20 protein-coding genes are annotated in these 18,982 nt (G+C 70.5%); 9 read left to right on the forward strand and 11 right to left on the reverse strand.

What is annotated here, in order from left to right:
• The first annotated feature begins 48 nt into the window (after positions 1–48).
• Positions 49–1,275, forward strand: a complete 1,227-nt coding sequence (locus JIAGA_RS0100670; RefSeq protein ID WP_035811916.1) for an arginine deiminase — start codon at positions 49–51, stop codon at positions 1,273–1,275.
• Positions 1,276–1,468: 193 nt separating this feature from the next.
• On the opposite strand, the gene JIAGA_RS26630 is transcribed toward JIAGA_RS0100670, so the two are convergent.
• On the reverse strand, positions 1,469–2,389 hold the full coding sequence (locus tag JIAGA_RS26630; RefSeq protein WP_051425511.1) for a DUF5926 family protein: 921 nt from the start codon (positions 2,387–2,389) through the stop codon (positions 1,469–1,471).
• Positions 2,390–2,467: 78 nt separating this feature from the next.
• The gene (locus JIAGA_RS26635; protein WP_169738788.1) at positions 2,468–2,917 is read right to left on the reverse strand and encodes an ATP-binding protein; all 450 of its coding nucleotides are present in this window, start codon (positions 2,915–2,917) and stop codon (positions 2,468–2,470) included.
• A gap of 520 nt (positions 2,918–3,437) precedes the next feature.
• Here JIAGA_RS26635 and JIAGA_RS0100685 point away from each other — a divergent pair.
• Positions 3,438–4,730, forward strand: coding sequence for a globin domain-containing protein (locus JIAGA_RS0100685; RefSeq protein WP_169738789.1), 1,293 nt, complete (start codon positions 3,438–3,440; stop codon positions 4,728–4,730).
• A gap of 66 nt (positions 4,731–4,796) precedes the next feature.
• On the opposite strand, the gene JIAGA_RS0100690 is transcribed toward JIAGA_RS0100685, so the two are convergent.
• On the reverse strand, positions 4,797–5,993 hold the full coding sequence (locus tag JIAGA_RS0100690) for an ATP-binding protein (RefSeq protein WP_026874189.1): 1,197 nt from the start codon (positions 5,991–5,993) through the stop codon (positions 4,797–4,799).
• A gap of 122 nt (positions 5,994–6,115) precedes the next feature.
• Here JIAGA_RS0100690 and JIAGA_RS0100695 point away from each other — a divergent pair, with 122 nt between their 5' ends.
• The 6 genes from JIAGA_RS0100695 to JIAGA_RS34850 all read left to right on the forward strand — a co-directional run bounded on the left by JIAGA_RS0100695 (position 6,116) and on the right by JIAGA_RS34850 (position 10,208).
• Entirely contained in the window at positions 6,116–6,958 is an 843-nt protein-coding gene (locus JIAGA_RS0100695) for a helix-turn-helix transcriptional regulator (RefSeq protein ID WP_026874190.1), read from the forward strand.
• Positions 6,955–7,503, forward strand: coding sequence for a TIGR03086 family metal-binding protein (locus tag JIAGA_RS0100700; protein ID WP_026874191.1), 549 nt, complete (start codon positions 6,955–6,957; stop codon positions 7,501–7,503). Before JIAGA_RS0100695 ends, JIAGA_RS0100700 begins: the two co-directional genes overlap by 4 nt.
• A 25-nt stretch (positions 7,504–7,528) precedes the next feature.
• Positions 7,529–7,930, forward strand: coding sequence for a hypothetical protein (locus JIAGA_RS0100705; RefSeq protein WP_026874192.1), 402 nt, complete (start codon positions 7,529–7,531; stop codon positions 7,928–7,930).
• A gap of 94 nt (positions 7,931–8,024) precedes the next feature.
• Positions 8,025–9,461 (forward strand): PTS ascorbate transporter subunit IIC, encoded by a 1,437-nt coding sequence (locus JIAGA_RS26640; RefSeq protein WP_035811919.1) that lies wholly within the window; start codon positions 8,025–8,027, stop codon positions 9,459–9,461.
• A 7-nt stretch (positions 9,462–9,468) separates the two neighbouring features.
• Positions 9,469–9,777, forward strand: a complete 309-nt coding sequence (locus JIAGA_RS34845; protein WP_084469375.1) for a PTS sugar transporter subunit IIB — start codon at positions 9,469–9,471, stop codon at positions 9,775–9,777.
• On the forward strand, positions 9,774–10,208 hold the full coding sequence (locus tag JIAGA_RS34850) for a PTS sugar transporter subunit IIA (protein WP_051425514.1): 435 nt from the start codon (positions 9,774–9,776) through the stop codon (positions 10,206–10,208). Before JIAGA_RS34845 ends, JIAGA_RS34850 begins: the two co-directional genes overlap by 4 nt.
• A gap of 174 nt (positions 10,209–10,382) precedes the next feature.
• On the opposite strand, the gene JIAGA_RS0100730 is transcribed toward JIAGA_RS34850, so the two are convergent.
• The 7 genes from JIAGA_RS0100730 to JIAGA_RS0100760 form a co-directional block, all read right to left on the reverse strand.
• A complete protein-coding gene (locus JIAGA_RS0100730) occupies positions 10,383–10,691 on the reverse strand; it encodes a HepT-like ribonuclease domain-containing protein (protein ID WP_211239454.1) in 309 nt (102 codons plus the stop codon).
• A gap of 62 nt (positions 10,692–10,753) precedes the next feature.
• Entirely contained in the window at positions 10,754–11,212 is a 459-nt protein-coding gene (locus tag JIAGA_RS0100735; protein WP_026874195.1) for an XRE family transcriptional regulator, read from the reverse strand.
• Between the two features lie 36 nt (positions 11,213–11,248).
• On the reverse strand, positions 11,249–12,748 hold the full coding sequence (gene araA / locus JIAGA_RS0100740; RefSeq protein ID WP_026874196.1) for an L-arabinose isomerase: 1,500 nt from the start codon (positions 12,746–12,748) through the stop codon (positions 11,249–11,251).
• 17 nt (positions 12,749–12,765) lie between these two features.
• Positions 12,766–13,431 (reverse strand): L-ribulose-5-phosphate 4-epimerase, encoded by a 666-nt coding sequence (locus JIAGA_RS0100745; protein ID WP_035811920.1) that lies wholly within the window; start codon positions 13,429–13,431, stop codon positions 12,766–12,768.
• Positions 13,428–15,098 (reverse strand): ribulokinase, encoded by a 1,671-nt coding sequence (araB, locus tag JIAGA_RS0100750; RefSeq protein ID WP_035811923.1) that lies wholly within the window; start codon positions 15,096–15,098, stop codon positions 13,428–13,430. The genes JIAGA_RS0100745 and araB overlap by 4 nt, the downstream gene beginning before the upstream one ends.
• A 54-nt stretch (positions 15,099–15,152) precedes the next feature.
• A complete protein-coding gene (locus tag JIAGA_RS0100755; protein ID WP_026874199.1) occupies positions 15,153–16,184 on the reverse strand; it encodes a LacI family DNA-binding transcriptional regulator in 1,032 nt (343 codons plus the stop codon).
• Positions 16,185–16,770: 586 nt separating this feature from the next.
• Positions 16,771–17,433 (reverse strand): TetR/AcrR family transcriptional regulator, encoded by a 663-nt coding sequence (locus JIAGA_RS0100760; protein ID WP_026874200.1) that lies wholly within the window; start codon positions 17,431–17,433, stop codon positions 16,771–16,773.
• Positions 17,434–17,475: 42 nt separating this feature from the next.
• Between JIAGA_RS0100760 and JIAGA_RS0100765 the strand changes: the two genes are divergently transcribed.
• On the forward strand, positions 17,476–18,111 hold the full coding sequence (locus tag JIAGA_RS0100765; protein ID WP_026874201.1) for an FMN-dependent NADH-azoreductase: 636 nt from the start codon (positions 17,476–17,478) through the stop codon (positions 18,109–18,111).
• A 3-nt stretch (positions 18,112–18,114) separates the two neighbouring features.
• Here JIAGA_RS0100765 and JIAGA_RS0100770 read toward each other — a convergent pair whose 3' ends face one another.
• Positions 18,115–18,978: an Fpg/Nei family DNA glycosylase gene (locus tag JIAGA_RS0100770; protein WP_026874202.1), complete on the reverse strand. Its 864-nt coding sequence runs from the start codon at positions 18,976–18,978 to the stop codon at positions 18,115–18,117.
• Positions 18,979–18,982: the final 4 nt, after the last annotated feature.

An 18,982-nucleotide genomic window follows, 5' to 3' on the forward strand; every position in this document is an offset into this window, starting at 1 on the left:
GTCCCGTACCGCCCGACCGCCCCGCCGGACGCGTAGCCTCTGCTCTCGATGACTGCGTCCACACTGCCCGCCGACGGCGCCGACTCCGAGGTCGGCCGGCTGCGCTCGGTCCTGCTGCACCGGCCGGGACCGGAGCTGAAGCGGCTCACGCCGCGCAACAACGACACGCTGCTGTTCGACGGCATCCCCTGGGTCGGCCGGGCGCAGGACGAGCACGACGCGTTCGCCGACACGCTGCGCGCGCACGACGTCGAGGTCGTGTACCTGGCCGAGCTGCTGACGGCCACGCTGGAGATCGAGGAAGCCCGCCAGGAGTGCATCGAGTCGGTGCTGGCCGACCCGCGGCACGGCGACACGCTCCGCGGCGTCCTGCGCGCCCAGCTGGCCGGTCTGCACCCCGACGACCTCGCGCAGGTGCTGATCGCCGGCCTCGCGCACGAGGAGGTGCGGTCCGGTCGCGGGCTGCCCTACCGGCTCATGGACCGGCACGGCTTCGTCATCGACCCGCTGCCCAACCTGCTGTTCACCCGCGACTCCAGCGTGTGGATCGGCGACCGCGTCGCGATCACGAGCCTGGCCATGACCGCCCGGCGCCGCGAGACCAGCCTGACCGCGGCGATCTACCGCTACCACCCCCGGTTCGCCGGCGTCGGCACCGTCTACGGGCCGCAACTCGAGGACCTCGAGGGTGGCGACGTGCTGCTCCTGGCACCCGGTGTGGTGGCGGTGGGCACCGGCGAGCGCACCACCCCGGCCGGCGTCGAGCGGCTGGCCCGCAACATCCTGGAACCGGGCCTCGCGCACACCGTGCTGGCGGTCCCCATCGCCCAGGATCGCGCCACCATGCACCTCGACACCGTCTGCACCATGGTCGACGAGGATTCCGTGGTCATGTACCCGAACGTCGCCGACGAGCTGACGGCGGTGACGTTGCGCTGGGTGGACGGCGACATCGTCGTCGACGACGACCAGGCGCCGTTCGTCGAGGCAGCCGCCCGCGCCATGGGCATCGACGCGCTGCGCACCATCGAGACCGGCCTGGACCCCGTCACCGCGGAGCGTGAGCAGTGGGACGACGGCAACAACACGCTGGCCGTCGGGCCGCGGTTGGCGGTGGCCTATGAGCGCAACATCGAGACCAACGCCCGGCTCGAGGAAGCCGGCATCGAGGTGCTCCGCATCGCGGGCAGCGAGCTGGGCTCCGGCCGGGGTGGGCCTCGGTGCATGTCATGCCCGCTGCGCCGTGACCCGTTGCCGGCCACGTCCGGCCACTGACGCCGGCTGGCCTGACAGGGGCGCAGACCGGTCGAGACCTGGCCGTAACGGTATGAATATGAAGAAGTTCTCATTCATTCGAACTTCTTCGCCCAGAACACGGTACTCTGAGTAGAGACCCCGATCGCTCGTGTTCCCCCGTCGTGAGCGGTCGGGGTCTTTTCATGCCCCGCCAGGGCGACACCGAACGCCGTCAGCGAATGGTCACCTGGCGATTCGCGAGACCGGCTCGGGCGCGACGCTGGTCGTGGTCGAGCGGCGTCTTGTCGGCGACGGCGTCGGTCAGGCGTGCGGCGAACGTAGCGGCCGGCTCTTCGACTTCGTCCGCGGTGGTGCCGTCGACGAGATCCCACACCGGAACCAGCAATCCACTGGCCCGGAAGGTGCCGAGCAGCCGCGTGCCCTCCCCCAGGGTGTCCGCGCCGGCGGCGTGCAGACGCGCCAATCCGTCCAGCAGCGGCTCTTCGTCGTACGGGAGCACCCACCGAACCTGGTCGCGGTCGCCCAGGCTGCACCAATAGGCGGCGGAGACGGAGGTGAGGCGGGCGGCCGGAACGATCGCGGAATTCGCCTCCTCGAGGGCGGCTCGGGCCTCGGAGCCGGCGTCCGACTCGGGGTCCAACCAGTAGTCGAATCCGTCGTGAACCGTCACCGGGAATTCCGCGTCGGCGTCGACGAGGTCCTGCAGCCGTGGCGCGTCGGCCGGTCGTGGTCCGGGGTTCACGGTGCTGCCGGGCTCGGCGTCGAGGGCCGCGGCGAGGGTGTGGCCGAGATCGGCCGCGGGGTCGCCGGTGGACGTGACGGTCTGCAGCGCCAGCATGATCTCGCCGTTCTGCCGGACCAGGGCAGGCAGCGCGCCGGGCAGCAGCGTGCAGACGACGACGGTGCGGTCGGCGGCGTCGCCGGTGAGTCGTAGCGGCGCCGTGGCCGCGGAGACGATCTCGCGCATGGCGACCCAGTCGCATTCGCCGGGCAGGCCGGCGAACGGCCGGGCGATGTACTGACGTTCGGCCTCGCGGGCGCGTTTGCCGTGGCACGCCTTGTAGCGCTTGCCCGAACCGCAGGGGCATGGCTGGCGTGGGCCGACGGCGGGGATCTCAGTTGTTGCGCTCACGACAGCCGAGGGTAGCCGGTCCGGGCGGCCGGGTGTGAGCCGGACGGGTGGTGGCGTGAACGGCGGGTCTGGAGCGGGTCAGGCCGACTTCCACGGGCCGACGATGGCATGGACGGTGACCCGGCCCGGTTCGGCTCGCACCCGCCACTCGCGCGCGATGGCGTCGACGATGGACAGCCCGCGGCCCTGGTCCTCGGTCCACGTGGGCTGGCGGATCTGCGGCCGGTCGGCGCCGCCGCCGTCGGTGACCTCGATCAGGACGTCATCGCCGAAAACCGACCACTGCAGCAGGACGCCGTTGCGGGTGCCGCTCAGGGTCAGCGGCTGGGCATGCAGGACGGCGTTCGTCACCAGCTCGGTGACGACGATGAGGACGTTCTCGACCACGGACGGGGGGACATTGGAGGTGCGGAGGTCTTCGGCAACCAGGTGGCGGGCATGTGGGACGTTGCTGACCTCGCCGGTCAACTCCACGACGCGAGCGCTGTCGGATCGGGCCTCACGCCTCGTGGCCACGACTCGGCCCACAGGTTGCTCTCCCTTCACCAGACCCCTGTCCACACCCGCATCCAGTGGTGCCCACTCCGCGACACTGTCAAACCTCTCGACAGTGAACCATTCACCATTGGATCATGTCCATATGTTGAGATGAGAGTTTGCGAGATCTCCGTCTCCACGCACGGCGGCCGCGCGCTCGGGGCTCGTCTCCGTCCACCATTGGTCACCAGCGGATTTGCGTGATTTCCGGTGGCAGGGGCGGTGCCGGGCGTAGCGTGTGCGATGCCCTCATCGCACACGTATGTCCGACCGTGACTTTTCCTTCCGTGCCGAAGTGGCGGGCGGACCGCTAGGTTAGAGCGGGGCGGAGAGGATGACGATGTGGACTCACTCCCGGTCGTCGGGACGACGCGGGGCGGAAGGCGGTCGAGCCGGGGGCGCGGCGAGCGATGCTGTCATCGACGCCGCCGGTGTCGACGCTCCTGCCGGAGCCGACGCTGATGCGCATGACGGTGGTTCGTGGTTCGAGACCGGCCGTCGTGACGGTGGCGTGGACCCGGCGCCGATGCGGCGCAACGGCAATTCAGCTAACCTGCCGACGGTCACCGACGACGGAGTGAACGGGCAGCTGTCGGGTCGCGTGGCCGACGGCGCGTCAGGAGCGCACGCGGGGGCACGACACGAGGTAGAGCCGGAGCCAGCACTGGAACCTCAGCCGCGCAACACGACCGGCCTCGACAGCGAAGCCCTGCGACAGAGCATGGAGCTGGTCGAGGAGCGCCTGGACGCTATCGGTACGGACTTCTACTCCCAGCTCTTCATGATGGCGCCCGAGACGCGCGAGCTCTTCGGCGCCGGCATGGAGGTGCAACGCTCCCGCTTGGTCGGGGCGCTCGTGCGCATCGTGGGCTGCGCCGACGACCGCGAAGCGCTCGAGCCCTACCTCGAGGGGCTCGGCCGCGACCACCGCAAGTTCGGGGTCATCGACCAGCACTACGCGCCGGTGGGTACCGCGCTCATCCTGGCCATCCGGCGGGCCCTCGGCGAGCGTTGGACCCCGCGATACGAGAAGGCGTGGGTCGAGGCGTACGACCACATCGCCCAGATCATGGTGAGCGCGGCCCGGCGCGACTCCGTCATCTCGCCGCCGTGGTGGGACGCCGAGGTCGTGTACCACCGGCGCATCCTCGACGATCTCGCGATCATCCAGGTGCGCCCGCACACCGACTACCCGTACCGGCCAGGTCAGTACGCCTACCTGACGACGCCGCGCCGGCCGAAGATCTGGCGTGCCTACTCCATGGCGTCGGCCCCGCGTGACGACGGCCTGCTCGAGTTCCACGTGCGCACCGTCGGTGCCGGCTGGGTGAGCAGCGCGCTGGTCTGGCGTACCGAGCCCGGCGATGTGCTGCACCTCGGCGCGCCGCAGGGTCACGACGTCGCCACGCCGCGCTCCGAGCACGACCTGCTGTGCATCACCGGCGGCACCGGTATCGCCCCGGTGCTGGCGACGCTGCAGGAGCTCGAGCAGCGGCAGGACGGCCGCCGGGTGCACGTGTTCTACGCCGGACGCGACCGCGACCACCTGTACGCACTGCCGCATCTGGAGTCCATCGGGGTGCGGTACCGCCGGCTGACGGTGGTCCCGGTGGTCTCGCCCGACGGCCCCACCGACCGCAGCCCCGACCTGATGGGCAACATCGTCTCGGCCTATGGCGACTGGCGCAAACACCGCGTCTACGTGGCCGGCCCGACGTCCATGGTGTCCACGAGCCTCGAGCGGCTCCGCGAGCAGGGTGTCCCGGACGAGCAGGTCGTCGTCGACGATTACGGTCTCTGGTGACCTCTAGCGTTGTCTAGCGCTGGACCTAGAAATCCGTAGACGGCCCGATGCTCCACTAGCGGCGGCTCAGACGGTGGCGTGCTGGCGCAGGTAGATGCCGAAGTGCGGGACGGTGAAGGCGATCGTGCCGCGTTCGGCGGAGTACACCAGGCCCTTCTTGATCAGTGAGTCGCGCGCCGGCGACAGGGACGACGGTTTCCGGCCTAGATAGGTGGCGACGTCCGAGGTGGGGACGGCGCCGTGGGTGTCGTCGGACAGTGCGGCCATGGCCCGGAGGTATTCGCGTTCGGCGGGGGTGGCCCGCTCGTAGCGGGAGCCGAAGAAGCCGACGGCCAGTTCGGCCTGCGCCTCGGGCGCGGCCATCCGCACGTCGTCGGCGCCGATGGGGTCGGTCGGGGCGTTGTCCCATGTCACCTTGCCGTAGGCCTGGACGAAGTAGGGGTAGCCCTCCGTGGCCGCGTACAGCGCGTCGAGTGCCGCCGCGTCGTAGGTGACACCCTCCTCAGCGGCCGGCGCGGCCAGCGCCCGGTCGGCGGCGTCTCGGTCGAGGCGGTCGATTCGCACGTACCGGAACAGCCGCTCGGAGTAGGACTTCGACGCCGACAGCACCGCCGGCAGGTGCGGGAGACCCGCCCCGACCACCACGAGCGGCAGGCCCTGCTGCGACAGTTCGTGACACGCCGCGCACAACGCCGACACGTCCGGCGCCGGGATGTCCTGCATCTCGTCGACGAACAGTGCGATCCCGACGCCGACGTCGCGGGCGACCCCGGCCGCGTCGACGAGCAGCTCCACGAGATCGACCTCGATGTCGCCGGTGTCGGCGCGCCCGGTGGCCGTGGGCACGTCGATGCCCGGCTGCCAGCGGTCGCGCAGCTTGGCGTCGTCGCCGGCGGCGCGCAGCGCGAACGCCTTGAGCACGCCGAGGAACCCGTCGACCCGGTCGGGGTCGCGATGCCGCGGCGACAGTTCCCGCACGGCCATGTGCAGGGCACTGGCCAGCGGCCGGCGCAGCGACTGGTCCGGGCGTGCCTCGATCTTGCCGGTGCCCCACATCCGGCTGATCGCCTGCGAGCGCAGCGCGTTCAGCAGAACGGTCTTGCCGACCCCACGCAGGCCGGTCAGTACGAGAGAACGTTCCGGGCGGCCACGCGCGATGCGTTCGAGCACGACGTCGAACTGCTGGAGCTCCCGGTCGCGGCCGGCCAGCTCGGGCGGGCGCTGACCGGCGCCGGGGGCGTACGGGTTGCGGACCGGGTCCATGATCGGACTCTATGGTGTCGTATAGGCGGAACCGTAGATTTCGCTAGACGACGCCATAGGCGTGTCGCGCCCACGCCGCGGTCCGGGACGAGGCTGTCGGTGGCCGGTCCTAGGCTGAACACATGTCCTGGTATCGGCCGGTGGCGGTGGCGCCGGAGCTGCGCACAGCGTTGGTGTGCGGCTGGACGGCGCGGGTGGGCGGCGGCCACGTGCTCGTCCCCGACGGCTGTGTCGATGTCATGTGGCTGGCCGACGGCCGGGTGGTCGTGTGCGGGCCCGAGACGGCGGCCTGGCCGGTCGCAACGCCGCCGGGTACCGAATGCGTCGGCGTCCGGTTCCGGCCGGGCGTTGCCCCGGACGTGCTGGCGACGCCGGCGCACGTCATGGTCGACCTCCGGGTGGGTCTCGACGACGTGCTGGGCGCTGCGCCCGCACGTGCGCTCGCCGGTCGCATTGCCGACGCCGCGTCGCCGGCGCGGCGGCTCGCGGTGCTGATGGGCGCGGCTCGCCGCTGGCTCGGCGACCGCGGCGGTATCGATCCTCTTGTCACCTGGACTGCGCGGGAGCTGAGCCGGCGGTCCTGGACCATCGGCGAGCTGGCCGACGTCGCCGGCCTCACCGACCGCCACCTGCAGCGGCGCTGCCGCACGGCGTTCGGCTACCCGCCGTCCACCCTGCGCGGCATCCTGCGGCTGCAGCGGTTCATGGCACTGGCGCGCGCGCCACACAACGCCGCGCTCGGGCTGGCCGAGCTGGCGCACCTGGCCGGGTATGCCGACCAAGCGCATCTCTCGCACGATTGCCGGCGCATCGCCACCATGACACCGAGCGAACTCCTGGCCGGCCAGGCGCCCGACTGGCACGGCCCGGCCACCGTCGTCGAGGTCGACGACGGTACGTCGCGCGGGTGGTGTCGCATTCGTACAAGCGCCACCGGCACCGGTGCCGCGACCCTGGTCGCATGACCGACATCACTCACCGTTACCGGCAGCTCGCTGCCGCGTTGACCGGCCGCATCGAGGCTGTACCTGCGAACCGCTGGGATTCGCCGTCGCCGTGCGAGGGCTGGAGCGCTCGCGACGTCGTGCGGCACCTGATCCAGGTGCGCCACGACATGCCCGCGATGGTGGGTCTCACCCTGCCGGCCGGGCCATCTCCCGACGACGACCCGGCGGCCGCGTGGGCGGCCGCGCGCGACGCGATGCAGGAGATCCTCGACGACCCCGCACGGGCCGGGCTCGAGTACGACGGCATGTCCGGCCGCACCACTCTCGCCGCCACCATCGGCAGCTTCGTCTGCTTCGACCTCGTCGTCCACGGCTGGGACATCGCTCGTGCCACCGGCACCGACGAAACCCTCTCGGCGCAGGAGCTGCAGGTGGGATGGGAACTTGCCCGGGCGGTGGGAGACAACCTGCGCCGGCCCGGCGTCTGCGGCCCGGAGGTTCCAGCACCGGCCGACGCCGACGAGCAGACCCGGCTGCTCGCCTTCTTGGGTAGAACCGCCTGAAACCGGACGGGGTCACAATGGAGGGGTGATCTCCGTCGAGCTGGCCCGCAAACTCCGTGAGGCCGGTCTGCGCTGGGAGCCGCAGCCCGGCGACCGGTTCGTCATCCCGGACCGCGGTATGGACGACGACGTCTTCGTCGTCAGCCAGATGGTGGTCGACGTGCACGAGTTCCCCACCGGCGGCCGGGTGCTCGGGTTCAACGGCACCGTCGAGTGGGCACTCGACAGCGTCGAGCAGGACTCCGCGCTGTGGCTGCCGGGCGAGAGCAAGCTGCGTGAGCTGCTCGGTGGCACGTTCGTCCGGCTGGACCGGGTGAACGACGGCTACCAGGTGACGTTGGACGTCTCCGGCCGTACGGTCGAGATCCGTGACGAACAGGCCGAGGAGGCGTACGGCAAGGCGCTGCTGTACCTCGCGACCGGCTGACGCGGCGCGCCGCTTGTCGGCATTGGTCTGGACCAGTACCCTCCCGGACAACTGACCAGGGAGACCGCGCAGCCGACCACGAGGAGCCACCGCCGTGGACGCTCTCGAGTTCATCGCACTGAACCTCTTCAACGAGGTGTCGATCCTCATCGGGCTCATCACGGCCATCGGCTTGATCCTGCAGCGCAAGCCGGTCGAGGACGTCGTCGGCGGGGCCATCCGGGCCACCGTCGGCATCATCATCCTGTTCATCGGCGTCGAGGTGTTCACCGGCGGGCTGGCGTCGTTCCAGGCCATCGTCGCCAGCGCCGTCGGTCTCGACCCACCGGAGTCGACCAACAGTCTCGACGGCTTCCTCGGCGAGCGCGGCAGCGACGTCGCGCTGGTCATCACGCTGGGGTTCGTCGCGCACCTGCTGCTCGTCCGGCTGCTGCGCACCCGGTACGTGTACCTCACCGGCCACCTGCTGTTCTGGATGGCGCTGGTCATCACGGCCAGCCTGGTGCAGGTGTTCGGCGACCTCGAGCGCTGGCAGCTGGTGCTCGTCGGCTCGGTGGTGGCCGCCTGCTACTGGACCGTGCAGCCGCTGTTCATCGCGCCGATGATGCGCAAGGTCATCAAGTCCGACGACTGGGGCTACGCGCACACCAGCTCGTCCGTGGCGTGGCTCGGCGGGAAGCTCGCACCGCTGGTCGGAGACCCGGCGCGGCACGACGTCGAACAGGTCCGGATGCCGCGCCGGCTGTCGTTCTTCAAAGACGTCACGGTGTCGACGGCGCTGGTCATCGGGCTCATCATGGTGGTGGGCGTCGCGTTCGCCGACTCGCAGGTGGCCGAGGCACAGGCCGACGCCTACAACCCGGACGTGAACCCGTGGGTCTGGGCGGTCATCGCGGCGCTGCGGTTCGCGGCCGGTATCGCGATCCTGCTGTACGGCGTGCGGATGTTCCTGGCCGAGATCGTGCCCGCGTTCACGGGCATCAGTGAGAAGGCGATTCCCGGTTCCCGGCCGGCACTCGACGCACCCACCGTCTTCCCGGTCGCGCCCAGCGCCGTCATGCTCGGCTTCGTCTCGACCACGGCGACGTTCCTGATCCTCATGGGCGTGTTCGCCGCGGCGGGGTGGTTCGTCCTGGTGCCACCGATGATCATGCTGTTCTTCGTCGGCGGTGGCGCGGCCGTCTTCGGCAACGCGTTCGGTGGCTGGCGCGGCGCGGTGCTGGCGGGCGCCATCACCGGGGTCACGCTGGCGTTCGGGCAGTGGCTGGGTTGGAACCTGCTGTCCGACACGGCGCCCGAGCTGGCCACGCTCGCCGACCCGGACTGGTACCTCATGATCCTGCTGCTGCTCGGCCTGGGCGAGCTGTTCTCCGGGCTGGGCGACAACGCGGTGCTGCTGACCGGTGCCGTCGTGGTCGCGATCTTCGGTGTCTGGGTGTGGCTGTTGAAGCGGCTACAGGGCAGGGCCGGCGACGGCATGGCAGAGTCGGAGACGGATGAGTCCGCATCCGATGCGCCGAGAGAACGGTGAGTGACCGATGTCGCCAGCTCCGAACCGCCCGCTGACCGTGCTGACGGTGTGCGGCGTGGGCATGGGCAGCAGCCTGATCCTGAAGATGAACGCCGAGAAGGCCCTGAAATCCCTGGGCGTGGACGCATCGGTGGAGCACACCGACGTGTCGTCGGCCCGGGGGATGAAAGCCGACGTCGCCATCGCACAGGGCCTGCACACCGACGAGCTCGGCAGCGTCGCGCCCGTCGTGCTGTCCATCTCGAACTTCATGGACGTCGACGGGCTGCGGCGCCAGCTCGACGAGGCATTGCGCGCCCAGGGCTGGTTGGAGTGAGCAAGCCGGTCGTCGACGCCGTGGTCGGTGCGGTCGCGACCGACTGGCGCGGAGCCGTGCACGCGGCGTGTGCTCCGCTGGTCACGGCCGGTGCCGTGGAGGCTCGGTACCCGGACCGTTGCATTGGGATCGCCGAGGAGCACGGGCCCTACATGGTGCTCGCCCCCGGCATCGCGCTGGCGCATGCCCGCCCGGAGGACGGCGCCGTCCGGCTCTGTCTGTCCGCGGCGGTGCTGAGCCGGCCGGTCGAGTTCGGCCACGACCAGAACGACCCCGTCGACCTCGTGCTGGCCTTCGGTTCACCCGACGACGCCAGCCACCTGGAACTGCTGCAGTCGCTGGCCGAGCACCTCGTGGACGGTATCGCCGACGAGCTGCGGCTGGCCCCGAACCGCGCGGCCGCGGTCCAGGTGCTGCAACGAGTCCGCTGACGCTGGAGTCCGGGCCCCCACCTAGGCGTTCTCCCGCTTCACCAGGCAAGCATTCATGGTGAAGCGGGAGCACCCATGCCGAACGTGATCACTTGTGGCTCTCCGACCCGATCGGTGGGCGGTCATCGGCCGGGGATAGCCGGCCGGTTCTCCGGCCGGCCCGACGACCGGTGACTACGTCCCGCCGTCGTCAGCCAGCCCGAGCCGACTGAGCAGGTCGGGAATCCGCGACCCGAGCGCGGAGAAGACGAGACGATCGTCGACCTTGTCGTAGTGGCGGGCGATCAGATTGCGCATGCGGGCGATCGCCACCCATTCGATGTCGCCGTGGGCGTCTTTGAACGAGTCCGGCAACTTCTCGACCACCGTGGCCACCTGAATCAGGATGTGCCTGCCGTTGTTGCGCAGAACCCTGCCCTGCGGGCCGTCGTCCAGGTAGGCCTTGATGCCCAAACTCACCGTGTATGCAGCGTCGGCGCCCATGTCGGCAAGATCCTGCAGCCGACGTCTGACCCGCTCACCGTCCGACCGTGCGTCGGCTGGCGTCATAGCCCCACTGCCTCCGCCCGCGCCTGCAGTGTGACTCGGCTGTCAGCTCGCGCGTCGACGACGTCCACGCCAACGGTCAGCAGCTCCTCCAGTTCGTGCACCAGAGCGAGCAGATCCACGATGTCGTGCCGATCGGTGAACTCGACGATCAGGTCCAGATCCGACGACGCATCGTCATCACCACGCGCTACTGAACCGAAGACCCGCGGCTGAGGCAGACCAGCCTGGACGAACAGCTCCCGCACCTGCTCGCGACGTGCCGCCAGCGCCGCCGACGGCCGGATCGCCAACGCCTTGTCCAGAGCAGCGCGAGCGGCCCTCGACGGCTGGCGCCGCCCGCTTTCGATCACCGCGACGAGGGGCTGCTTCACCCCGGCCCGCTCCGCGAGCTCGCGCTGCGAGAACCTCAGGAGGTTTCGGCGAGCCCGAACGAAGTCACCGTATGCTCCAGCCATACCTCAATGATAACGAAAGATGTTATCGACCGACGGTCAGAAGCCCTGGGCGAGGCGGTGGTACGCCTGGTTCCAGCGCAGCTCCTTGGTGAACTGCCGGGTGGTGGTGTCGGCGTCGATGACCACCAGCTCGGTGTGGACCATGTCGGCGAAGTCGCCGAGCACCTCGGCGCCGATCGCCTGCGACAGCACGGTGTGGTGCGGGCCGCCGGCGGTCAGCCAGGCCTCCGCCGACGTCGACAGGCTCGGCCGCGGCTTCCAGACGGCGCGCGCCACCGGCAGCCGAGGTAGCGGCTCGTCCGGCGGCACGACGTCGATCTCGTTGGCCACCAGGCGGAAGCGGTCACCGACGTCGGCCATGCCGATCACCACGGCCGGGCCGGATGCGGCGTCGAACACCAGCCGCACCGGGTCCTCGCGGTCGCCGATGCCCAGCGGGTGGATCTCGCACGACGGCGTGCCGGCCGCGATGGTGGGGCACACCTCGAGCATGTGAGCGCCGAGGATCTTCGGCTCGCCGGGCCCGAAGTGGTACGTGTAGTCCTCCATGAACGACGTGCCGCCGGGCAGTCCGGCCGCCATCGTCTTCAGGGTGCGCAGCAGCACCGACGTCTTCCAGTCGCCCTCGCCGCCGAAGCCGTAGCCGTCGGCCATCAGCCGCTGCACGGCCAGGCCGGGCAGCTGACGCAGGCCGCCGAGATCCTCGAAGTTCGTGGTGAACGCGCGGAAGCCGCCGTCGTCGAGGAAGGTGCGCAGTCCCGCCTCGATGCGGGCGGCGTAGCGCAGCGACTCGCGCCGGTCGCCGTCCTTGCGCAGCTCCGGGACCAGGTCGTAGGTGTCGTCGTACTGCGCGACCAGCTCGTCCACCGCGGCGTCGCTGGCCGCGTCGACCACCGCGACCAGGTCGTTGACGCCGTAGGTGTTGACCGACACGCCGAAGCGCAGCTGTGCCTCGACCTTGTCGCCCTCGGTGACCGCGACGTCGCGCATGTTGTCGCCGAACCGGGCCAGCTTCAGCGCGCGGATCTCCGCGAACCCGACGGCAGCGCGCACCCACGCGCCGACGCGGGCCGTGACCGCGGGGTCGCTGACATGACCGGCGACGGTGGTGCGCGCGACACCCAGCCGGGACTGGATGTACCCGAACTCCCGGTCGCCGTGGGCGGCCTGGTTGAGGTTCATGAAGTCCATGTCGAGCTCGGCCCACGGCAGAGACCGGTTCGCCTGCGTGTGCAGGTGCAGGAGCGGAGTGTCCAGCGCTGTCAGTCCACGGATCCACATCTTGGCCGGCGAGAACGTGTGCATCCACGCGATCAGACCGACGCAGGAGTCGTCGGCGTTGGCCTCCAGCGCCACCCGCCGGATGGCGTCGGCGTCGGTGAGGACCGGCTTCCAGACCACCCGCACCGGGATGTCTCCGGCCGCGTCGAGCGCCCGGGCGATCTCCTGTGACTGCTGCGCGACCTGGCGCAGGGTGTCGTCTCCGTAGAGTCCCTGGCTCCCGGTCAGGAACCAGACCTCACGCTCCTCGAACATGCTGCTCTCCTCGGTGGTCACTGGCCGTAGGCGTTCTGGTACCGGTCGTACAGGCGGTCGATGTCGTCGGCCGGGATCGGCTTCGGCTCACCGAGCTGCCGAGCGATGTGCACCGTCCGGGCGACGTCCTCGCACATCACCGCGGCCTTCACCGCGGCCCGGGCGTCCTTGCCGATGCTGAAGACACCGTGGTTCTTCATGATCACCGCGGGTGACCGATGCCCGGCCAGCGTCTCGACGATGCCGCGGCCGATGGAGTCGTCGCCGATCAGCGCGAACGGGCCGACCGGGATCTCACCGCCGAACTCGTCGGCCATGGCGGTCAGCACGCACGGGATCGGTTCGTCGCGGGCCGCCCATGCGGTGGCGTAGGTCGAGTGAGTGTGCACGACGCCGCCGACATCCGCCCGGTGCCGGTACACGTAGGCGTGCGCGTCGGTGTCGCTGGACGGGGAGAGGTCGCCCGCGACGAGCTTGCCGTCCAGGTCGCAGACGACGATGGACTCCGCGGTGAGGTCGTCGTAGGAGACGCCGCTGGGCTTGATGACGAACAGGTCCTCGCCCGGCACCCGGCCGGAGACGTTACCGGAGGTCCAGGTGACCAGGTTGTACCGGGTCAGTTCGGCGTGCAGATCGCACACCGTGCGCTGCAGCTCGCGGATGGCGTCGGTCAGGATGGTCATCGGCTCACCGCCGTCCGCTTGATGGCCCGCAGCCGCCGCATGACGTCGTTGCCGCCGCGGCCGAAATAGTCGTGCAGGGTGACGTACTCGGCGTAGAGCGCGTCGTAGGCCTTGGCCCGGTCAGGATCGGGCTGGTAGACGGCGCGTTCGACGTTGCCCATGGCGGCCGCCGCGGCGCGCACGTCCGGGTACGCACCCGCGGCGACCGCGGCGTGGACGGCCGAGCCCAGTGCCGGGCCCTGGTCGGAGCCGATGATGCTCAACGGCAACCCGGTGACGTCGGCATAGATCTGCATGATCAGCGGGTTCTTGAGCAGTCCGCCGGCGATGATCAGCTCGGTGACTTCGACACCGGAGGTGTTGAACGTCTCGATGATGGTGCGGGTGCCGAACGCAGTGGCCTCCAGCAGCGCCCGGTAGGTGTCCTCGGGTTTGGTGGCGAGCGTCTGGCCGACGATGACGCCGGACAGCTCGTGATCGACCAGCACCGACCGGTTGCCGCTGTGCCAGTCCAGCGCGATCAGCCCGTGTTCGCCGACCTCCTGCGCCGCGGCCAGCTCGGTGAGGTAGGCGTGCACGGAGATGCCGCGGCGGGCGGCCTCCTCGGTGTAGGACGGCGGCACCGAGGAGTCGACGAACCAGCCGAAGATGTCACCGACGCCGCTCTGCCCGGCCTCGTAACCCCAGGTGCCGGCCACGATGCCCCCGTCGACCACGCCGCACATGCCGGGCACCTCGCGCAGCACGTCGCCGTTCATGACGTGACAGGTGGAGGTGCCCATGATCGCGACCATCTGGCCGGGCTCCACGGCCTGCGCGGCGGGCGCGGTGACATGGGCGTCGACGTTCCCGACGGCGACGGCGATCCCCTCGGGCAGGCCGGTCCAGGCAGCGGCCTGGGCGGTCAGCCCGCCGGCCCGATCGCCCAGCTGGCCGATCGGCTGCTCGAGCTTGTCGGTGACGAAGTCGGCGAAGCCGGGGTTCAGCGCCGCGAGGTAATCGCGCGACGGGTAGGCGCCGTCCTGGCGGATGCCCTTGTAGCCGGCGGTGCAGGCGTTGCGGACGTAGCTGCCGCAGAGGCGCCAGACGATCCAGTCGGCGGCCTCGACCCAGCGATCCATGGCGGCGTAGAGCTCGGGATCCTCCTCCAGGATCTGCAGGCCCTTGGCGAACTCCCACTCCGACGAGATCAGCCCGCCGTAACGTGGCAGCCATGGCTCCGCGCGTTCGGCGGCGAGGGCGTTGATGCGGTCGGCATGCGGCTGAGCGGCGTGGTGCTTCCACAGCTTCACATAGGCGTGCTTGCGGCCCGCGTACTCCGGCACGTCACACAGCGGGGTGCCGTCGGCCAGGGTCGGCACCATGGTGCAGGCGGTGAAGTCGGTGGCTACGCCGATGACGTCGTCCGGGTCGACACCGGCGGCGGCGACGGCCCGCGGTACGGCGTTCTTGAGCACGTCGATGTAGTCCGACGGCACCTGCAAGGCCCAGTCCGGCGGCAGCCGCTCACCGGTGCCGGGCAGCTCATGGTCGACGACGCCGTGCGAGAACTCGTGGACGGCGCTGCCGAGCTCGGTGCCGTCGGCGACCCGGACCACCACCGCCCGGCCGGACAGTGTCCCGAAGTCGATACCGACGACGACCGCGTCGCGGGTGTTATCGCTCACAATCTCTCCCTGGGCTGCTCTCTGCCTGCGTGCCTCGGCGTGGGCTCGATGGCGTCACGCCGTAGCCGGTGGTGCGGTGCTCTGCCTGGTGACGAGCGTGGGTGGGACGACGATGCGCTGCGGGTGGTCGCGTCCGTTGGAACCGGACTCGATGAGCTGCAGCACCAGGCCGATGCTCTTGCGGCCGACCTCGGCGAAATCCTGCCGGACGGTGGTGAGCGGCGGGCCGAAGAACTCGGCCTCGGGGATGTCGTCGAAGCCGACGACGCTGATGTCGCCGGGCACCCGGATCCCGGCCTCGGCGAACGCGCGCAGCAGGCCCAGGGCCATCTGGTCGTTGCCGACGAACACGGCGGTGGCGTCGCGGTCGGCCGCGATGGCCCGGCCGGCCTCGTACCCGGACAGCGGGCTCCAGTCGCCGCGGATCAGCTGCGGGGCGGCGACACCGGCTCGCTCGAGCGTGGCCCGCCAGCCCTTGGCGCGTCCGTCGGCTTCCAGCCAGTCGGCCGGCCCGGCGACGTGCCAGACCGTCCGGTGCCCCAGGTCGAGCAGGTGCTGGGTGGCCAGCTCCGCTCCCGCGACCTGATCGACGGCGACGACGGGGGTGGCACCGGCCTCGCCGCCCTCGACCGCGACCACCGGGACGTGTGAGGGTAGCCGGGAAACCGCGGCTGCGGCCTCCACCTGGGGCGCGATGGCGATCATGCCGTCGACCGCCTGGGCGGTCAGGTAGTCCAGTGCCTCGTCGACGGACGTGCGGGTGATGGTCTTCAGGCTGACGATGCTGACGAAGTACCCGGCGTCGCGGGCGGCCTGCTCGATGCCGAAGAGGGTGCTGGCCGGGCCGTACAGCGTGGTGTCGAATGCGACCACGCCGAGGGTGTTGGTGCGCCGCGTGACCAGGGCCCGAGCCGACAGGTTGCGGCGGTAGCCCAGTTGGTCGATGGCGGCCAGCACGCGCTCACGGGTGGCGGTGCGGACGTTCGGGTGGTCGTTGAGCACCCGCGAGACGGTCTGGTGCGACACGCCCGCCACCCGGGCGACGTCGGCCATCACCGGACTGCGGTTGGCCGTGCCCTCCGTCATGCTCACACCGTACCCCCGTCACTGTGTCGAGTGTGAACGCTAACAAAGTGTTCCGATCCGCGCCAGATGGGGTCCAAATGATCACGTCCACCATGGGTCCTCCCGCCTCACCATGGATGCTTGCCTGCTGGAGCGGGAGTTCGCCTGCCGTTGGCCGCCTGCGACGGTTGCCCGGCTGGAGTGTTGCCGTTGGGGGACCGATCGCGCGGCTTGCGCCTTGGTGCGCAATATCGCTCTCCGAACCGGCTCAAACCGGACTCTCGAGCGGTGAGTTCGCGTGCCAAGGCGCCGATATCGCGTGCCAAGGTGCGCGAGCGACTCCACCCCAGTGCATGGAGGACGCCTGCAGGAGTCCCCGGCCAGCCAGCCACCCCGCCCACCTGCGTTGTCGCCGGGTCACGTAGCGGCCCTTCAGGTCACGTCACTCGCCTCGGAGGCCGTACCGGACGGTGAAATCGCCAGAGTTCGACCGCGTGGCGAGTGACGTGACCCGAAACGTTGGGGTGCTCCCGCCGCACCATGGACGCTTGCCTGCCGGAGCGGGAGAACCCCTGCCGTTGGCCGCAGTGGTCGAGCTCGCGGCGGCTCACGCGGACAGCGCGGTGACGGCACGAACGGCCTCGCGGGTGCGCTCCGGGCCGACCTCGTCCACCATGGCGCGCAGGTGCTCGGCGGCCAGTGGCGCCAGCAGTGCGTGGGCGAGGGCCACCGGGTCGAGCGCTCGCCCGTCGTCGGTCCGATCCCGATCCGCCGCGAGCAGAAGCGTGACGTGCCGGTGCCAGAAGCGGTAGGCCCCGATCCGGTACCGCGCGCCCGGTGCTGCGGTTTCCGACAGACGCACGAGGTCCAGGTGGGCGAGCGCATAGCCGAGGTACGCGTCCACGAAAGCGGCCAGGCGTTCGCGCGGCGCCACGGCCTCGTCGAAGGGGCCGGGGCCCAGCGGTGCCGGCCCGAACAGGATGGCCTCCTGGAGCCGCCGCTCCCGCTCGTCCAGCAGGGCTACCGCGAGCCCGGCCTTGTCGCCGAACCGCCGGAACACGGTGCCCTTGCCGACGCCCGCCGCTGCGGCGACGGCGTCCATGGTCACGTGCTCGACGCCGTCCCGAGCGAACAGCTCGGCGGCCGCGTCGAGGACGGCCGCGCGGTTGCGTGCCGCGTCGGCGCGAACCGCGGGTGGTGACGAGCGCAGCTCCAGGAGCTCAGCGGGCAGGGAATAACCGGACCGGGGTCCGGTATTGTCATTCGACATAACCGGACTGTAGTCCAGATGCACACGAAGGGACGCCCACACATGCCCACACTCCTGCACATCTCGGCCTCGCCGCGCGGCACCGCGTCGGAATCGCTGGCACTCGCCGACGACTTCGTCACCGCCTATCGGCAGGCTTACCCGCACCACGAGGTGGCCCGCTGGGACCTCTGGGACGGCTCACTGCCCGAGTTCGGGCCGGTGGCGGCCCATGCCAAGATGGCCGTCTTCGCCGGGCAGGACCTCGATGAGGACCAGCGCCTGGTCTGGAAGCGGATCACTGCCGCGTTCGCCCGCTTCGACGCGGCCGACCACTACCTGTTCAGCGTGCCGATGTGGAACGCCGGCGTGCCCTACGTGCTGAAGCAGTTCATCGACGTGGTGAGTCAGCCGGGCATGGTGTTCGAGTTCCATCCGGAACGGGGCTACCGCGGCCTGCTCCACGGCAAGAAGGCGGCCGTCATCTACGCCAGCGGTGTCTACGCACCGGGGCGTGGCCCCGCGTTCGGGTCGGACTTCCAGAGCTCCTACCTGGAGGACTGGTTGCGGTGGGCCGGCATCACGGACCTGCGGACGGTGTCGTCGCGGCCGGACTCGGTGCCGAGCCCGCACGTGGATCCGGAGGCCGGCCGACGCGCCGCCCGGGCCGCGGCGGCAGCCGCCGCGGCCACGTTCTGACGGCTACTTCAGCAGCTTCGACAGCCGCCGGTCGGCCAGGACCTTTCCACCGGTCTGGCAGGTGGCGCAGTACTGCAGGCTGGAGTCCGCGAAGGACACCTCCCGGACGACGTCGCCACAGACCGGGCACGTCTCACCGGTGCGGCCGTGCACCCGCATGGACGAGCGCTTGGAGTCCTTGAGGTCCTTCGCGGCCAGTCCCTCGGCGCGCGTCAACGCGCTGGTGAGCTCGTCGACGATGACGGCGTGCAAGCCGGTCAGTTCATCGTCGTCGAGGCTGTTCGCCGGCCGGAACGGCGACAGCTTGGCCGCGTGCAGGACCTCGTCGGAGTACGCGTTGCCGATGCCGGCGATGACGGCTTGGTCGCGCAGCACACCCTTGATCTGGGCGCGCTTCGCGTCGTCGAGGACGGCACGCAGCCGATCGACGGTGAACTCGTCGGACAGGGGGTCGACGCCGAGCCGGGCGATCCCGGGTACCTCGTCGACATCGCGGGCGACGTAGACGGCCAGCCGCTTGCGGGTGCCGGCCTCGGTGAGGTCGAAGCCGGAGCCGTCGTCGAGGTGGAGGCGCAGCGCGAGCGGGCCGCTGCCGGGCTTGGGCGGCTTCGGCGACAGCGCGTCGCTCCAGCGCAGCCAGCCGGCCCGAGCCAGGTGGATGATCAGGTGCACGCCGTCGCAGTCGAGGTCGAGGAACTTGCCGTGGCGGGAGACGCCGGTGACGGTCAGCCCGCCCAGTGCAGTGACTGGCGGGTCGAACGTCTTGAGCACGTTGATGGCGGCGACGTCCACGCGCGCCACGACTCGGCCGACCGCCTTCTCACGCAGGAAGGCGGCCAGGGCTTCGACCTCCGGTAACTCCGGCATGGTG

This window comes from Jiangella gansuensis DSM 44835 (genome assembly GCF_000515395.1).
Lineage (GTDB): Bacteria > Actinomycetota > Actinomycetes > Jiangellales > Jiangellaceae > Jiangella > Jiangella gansuensis.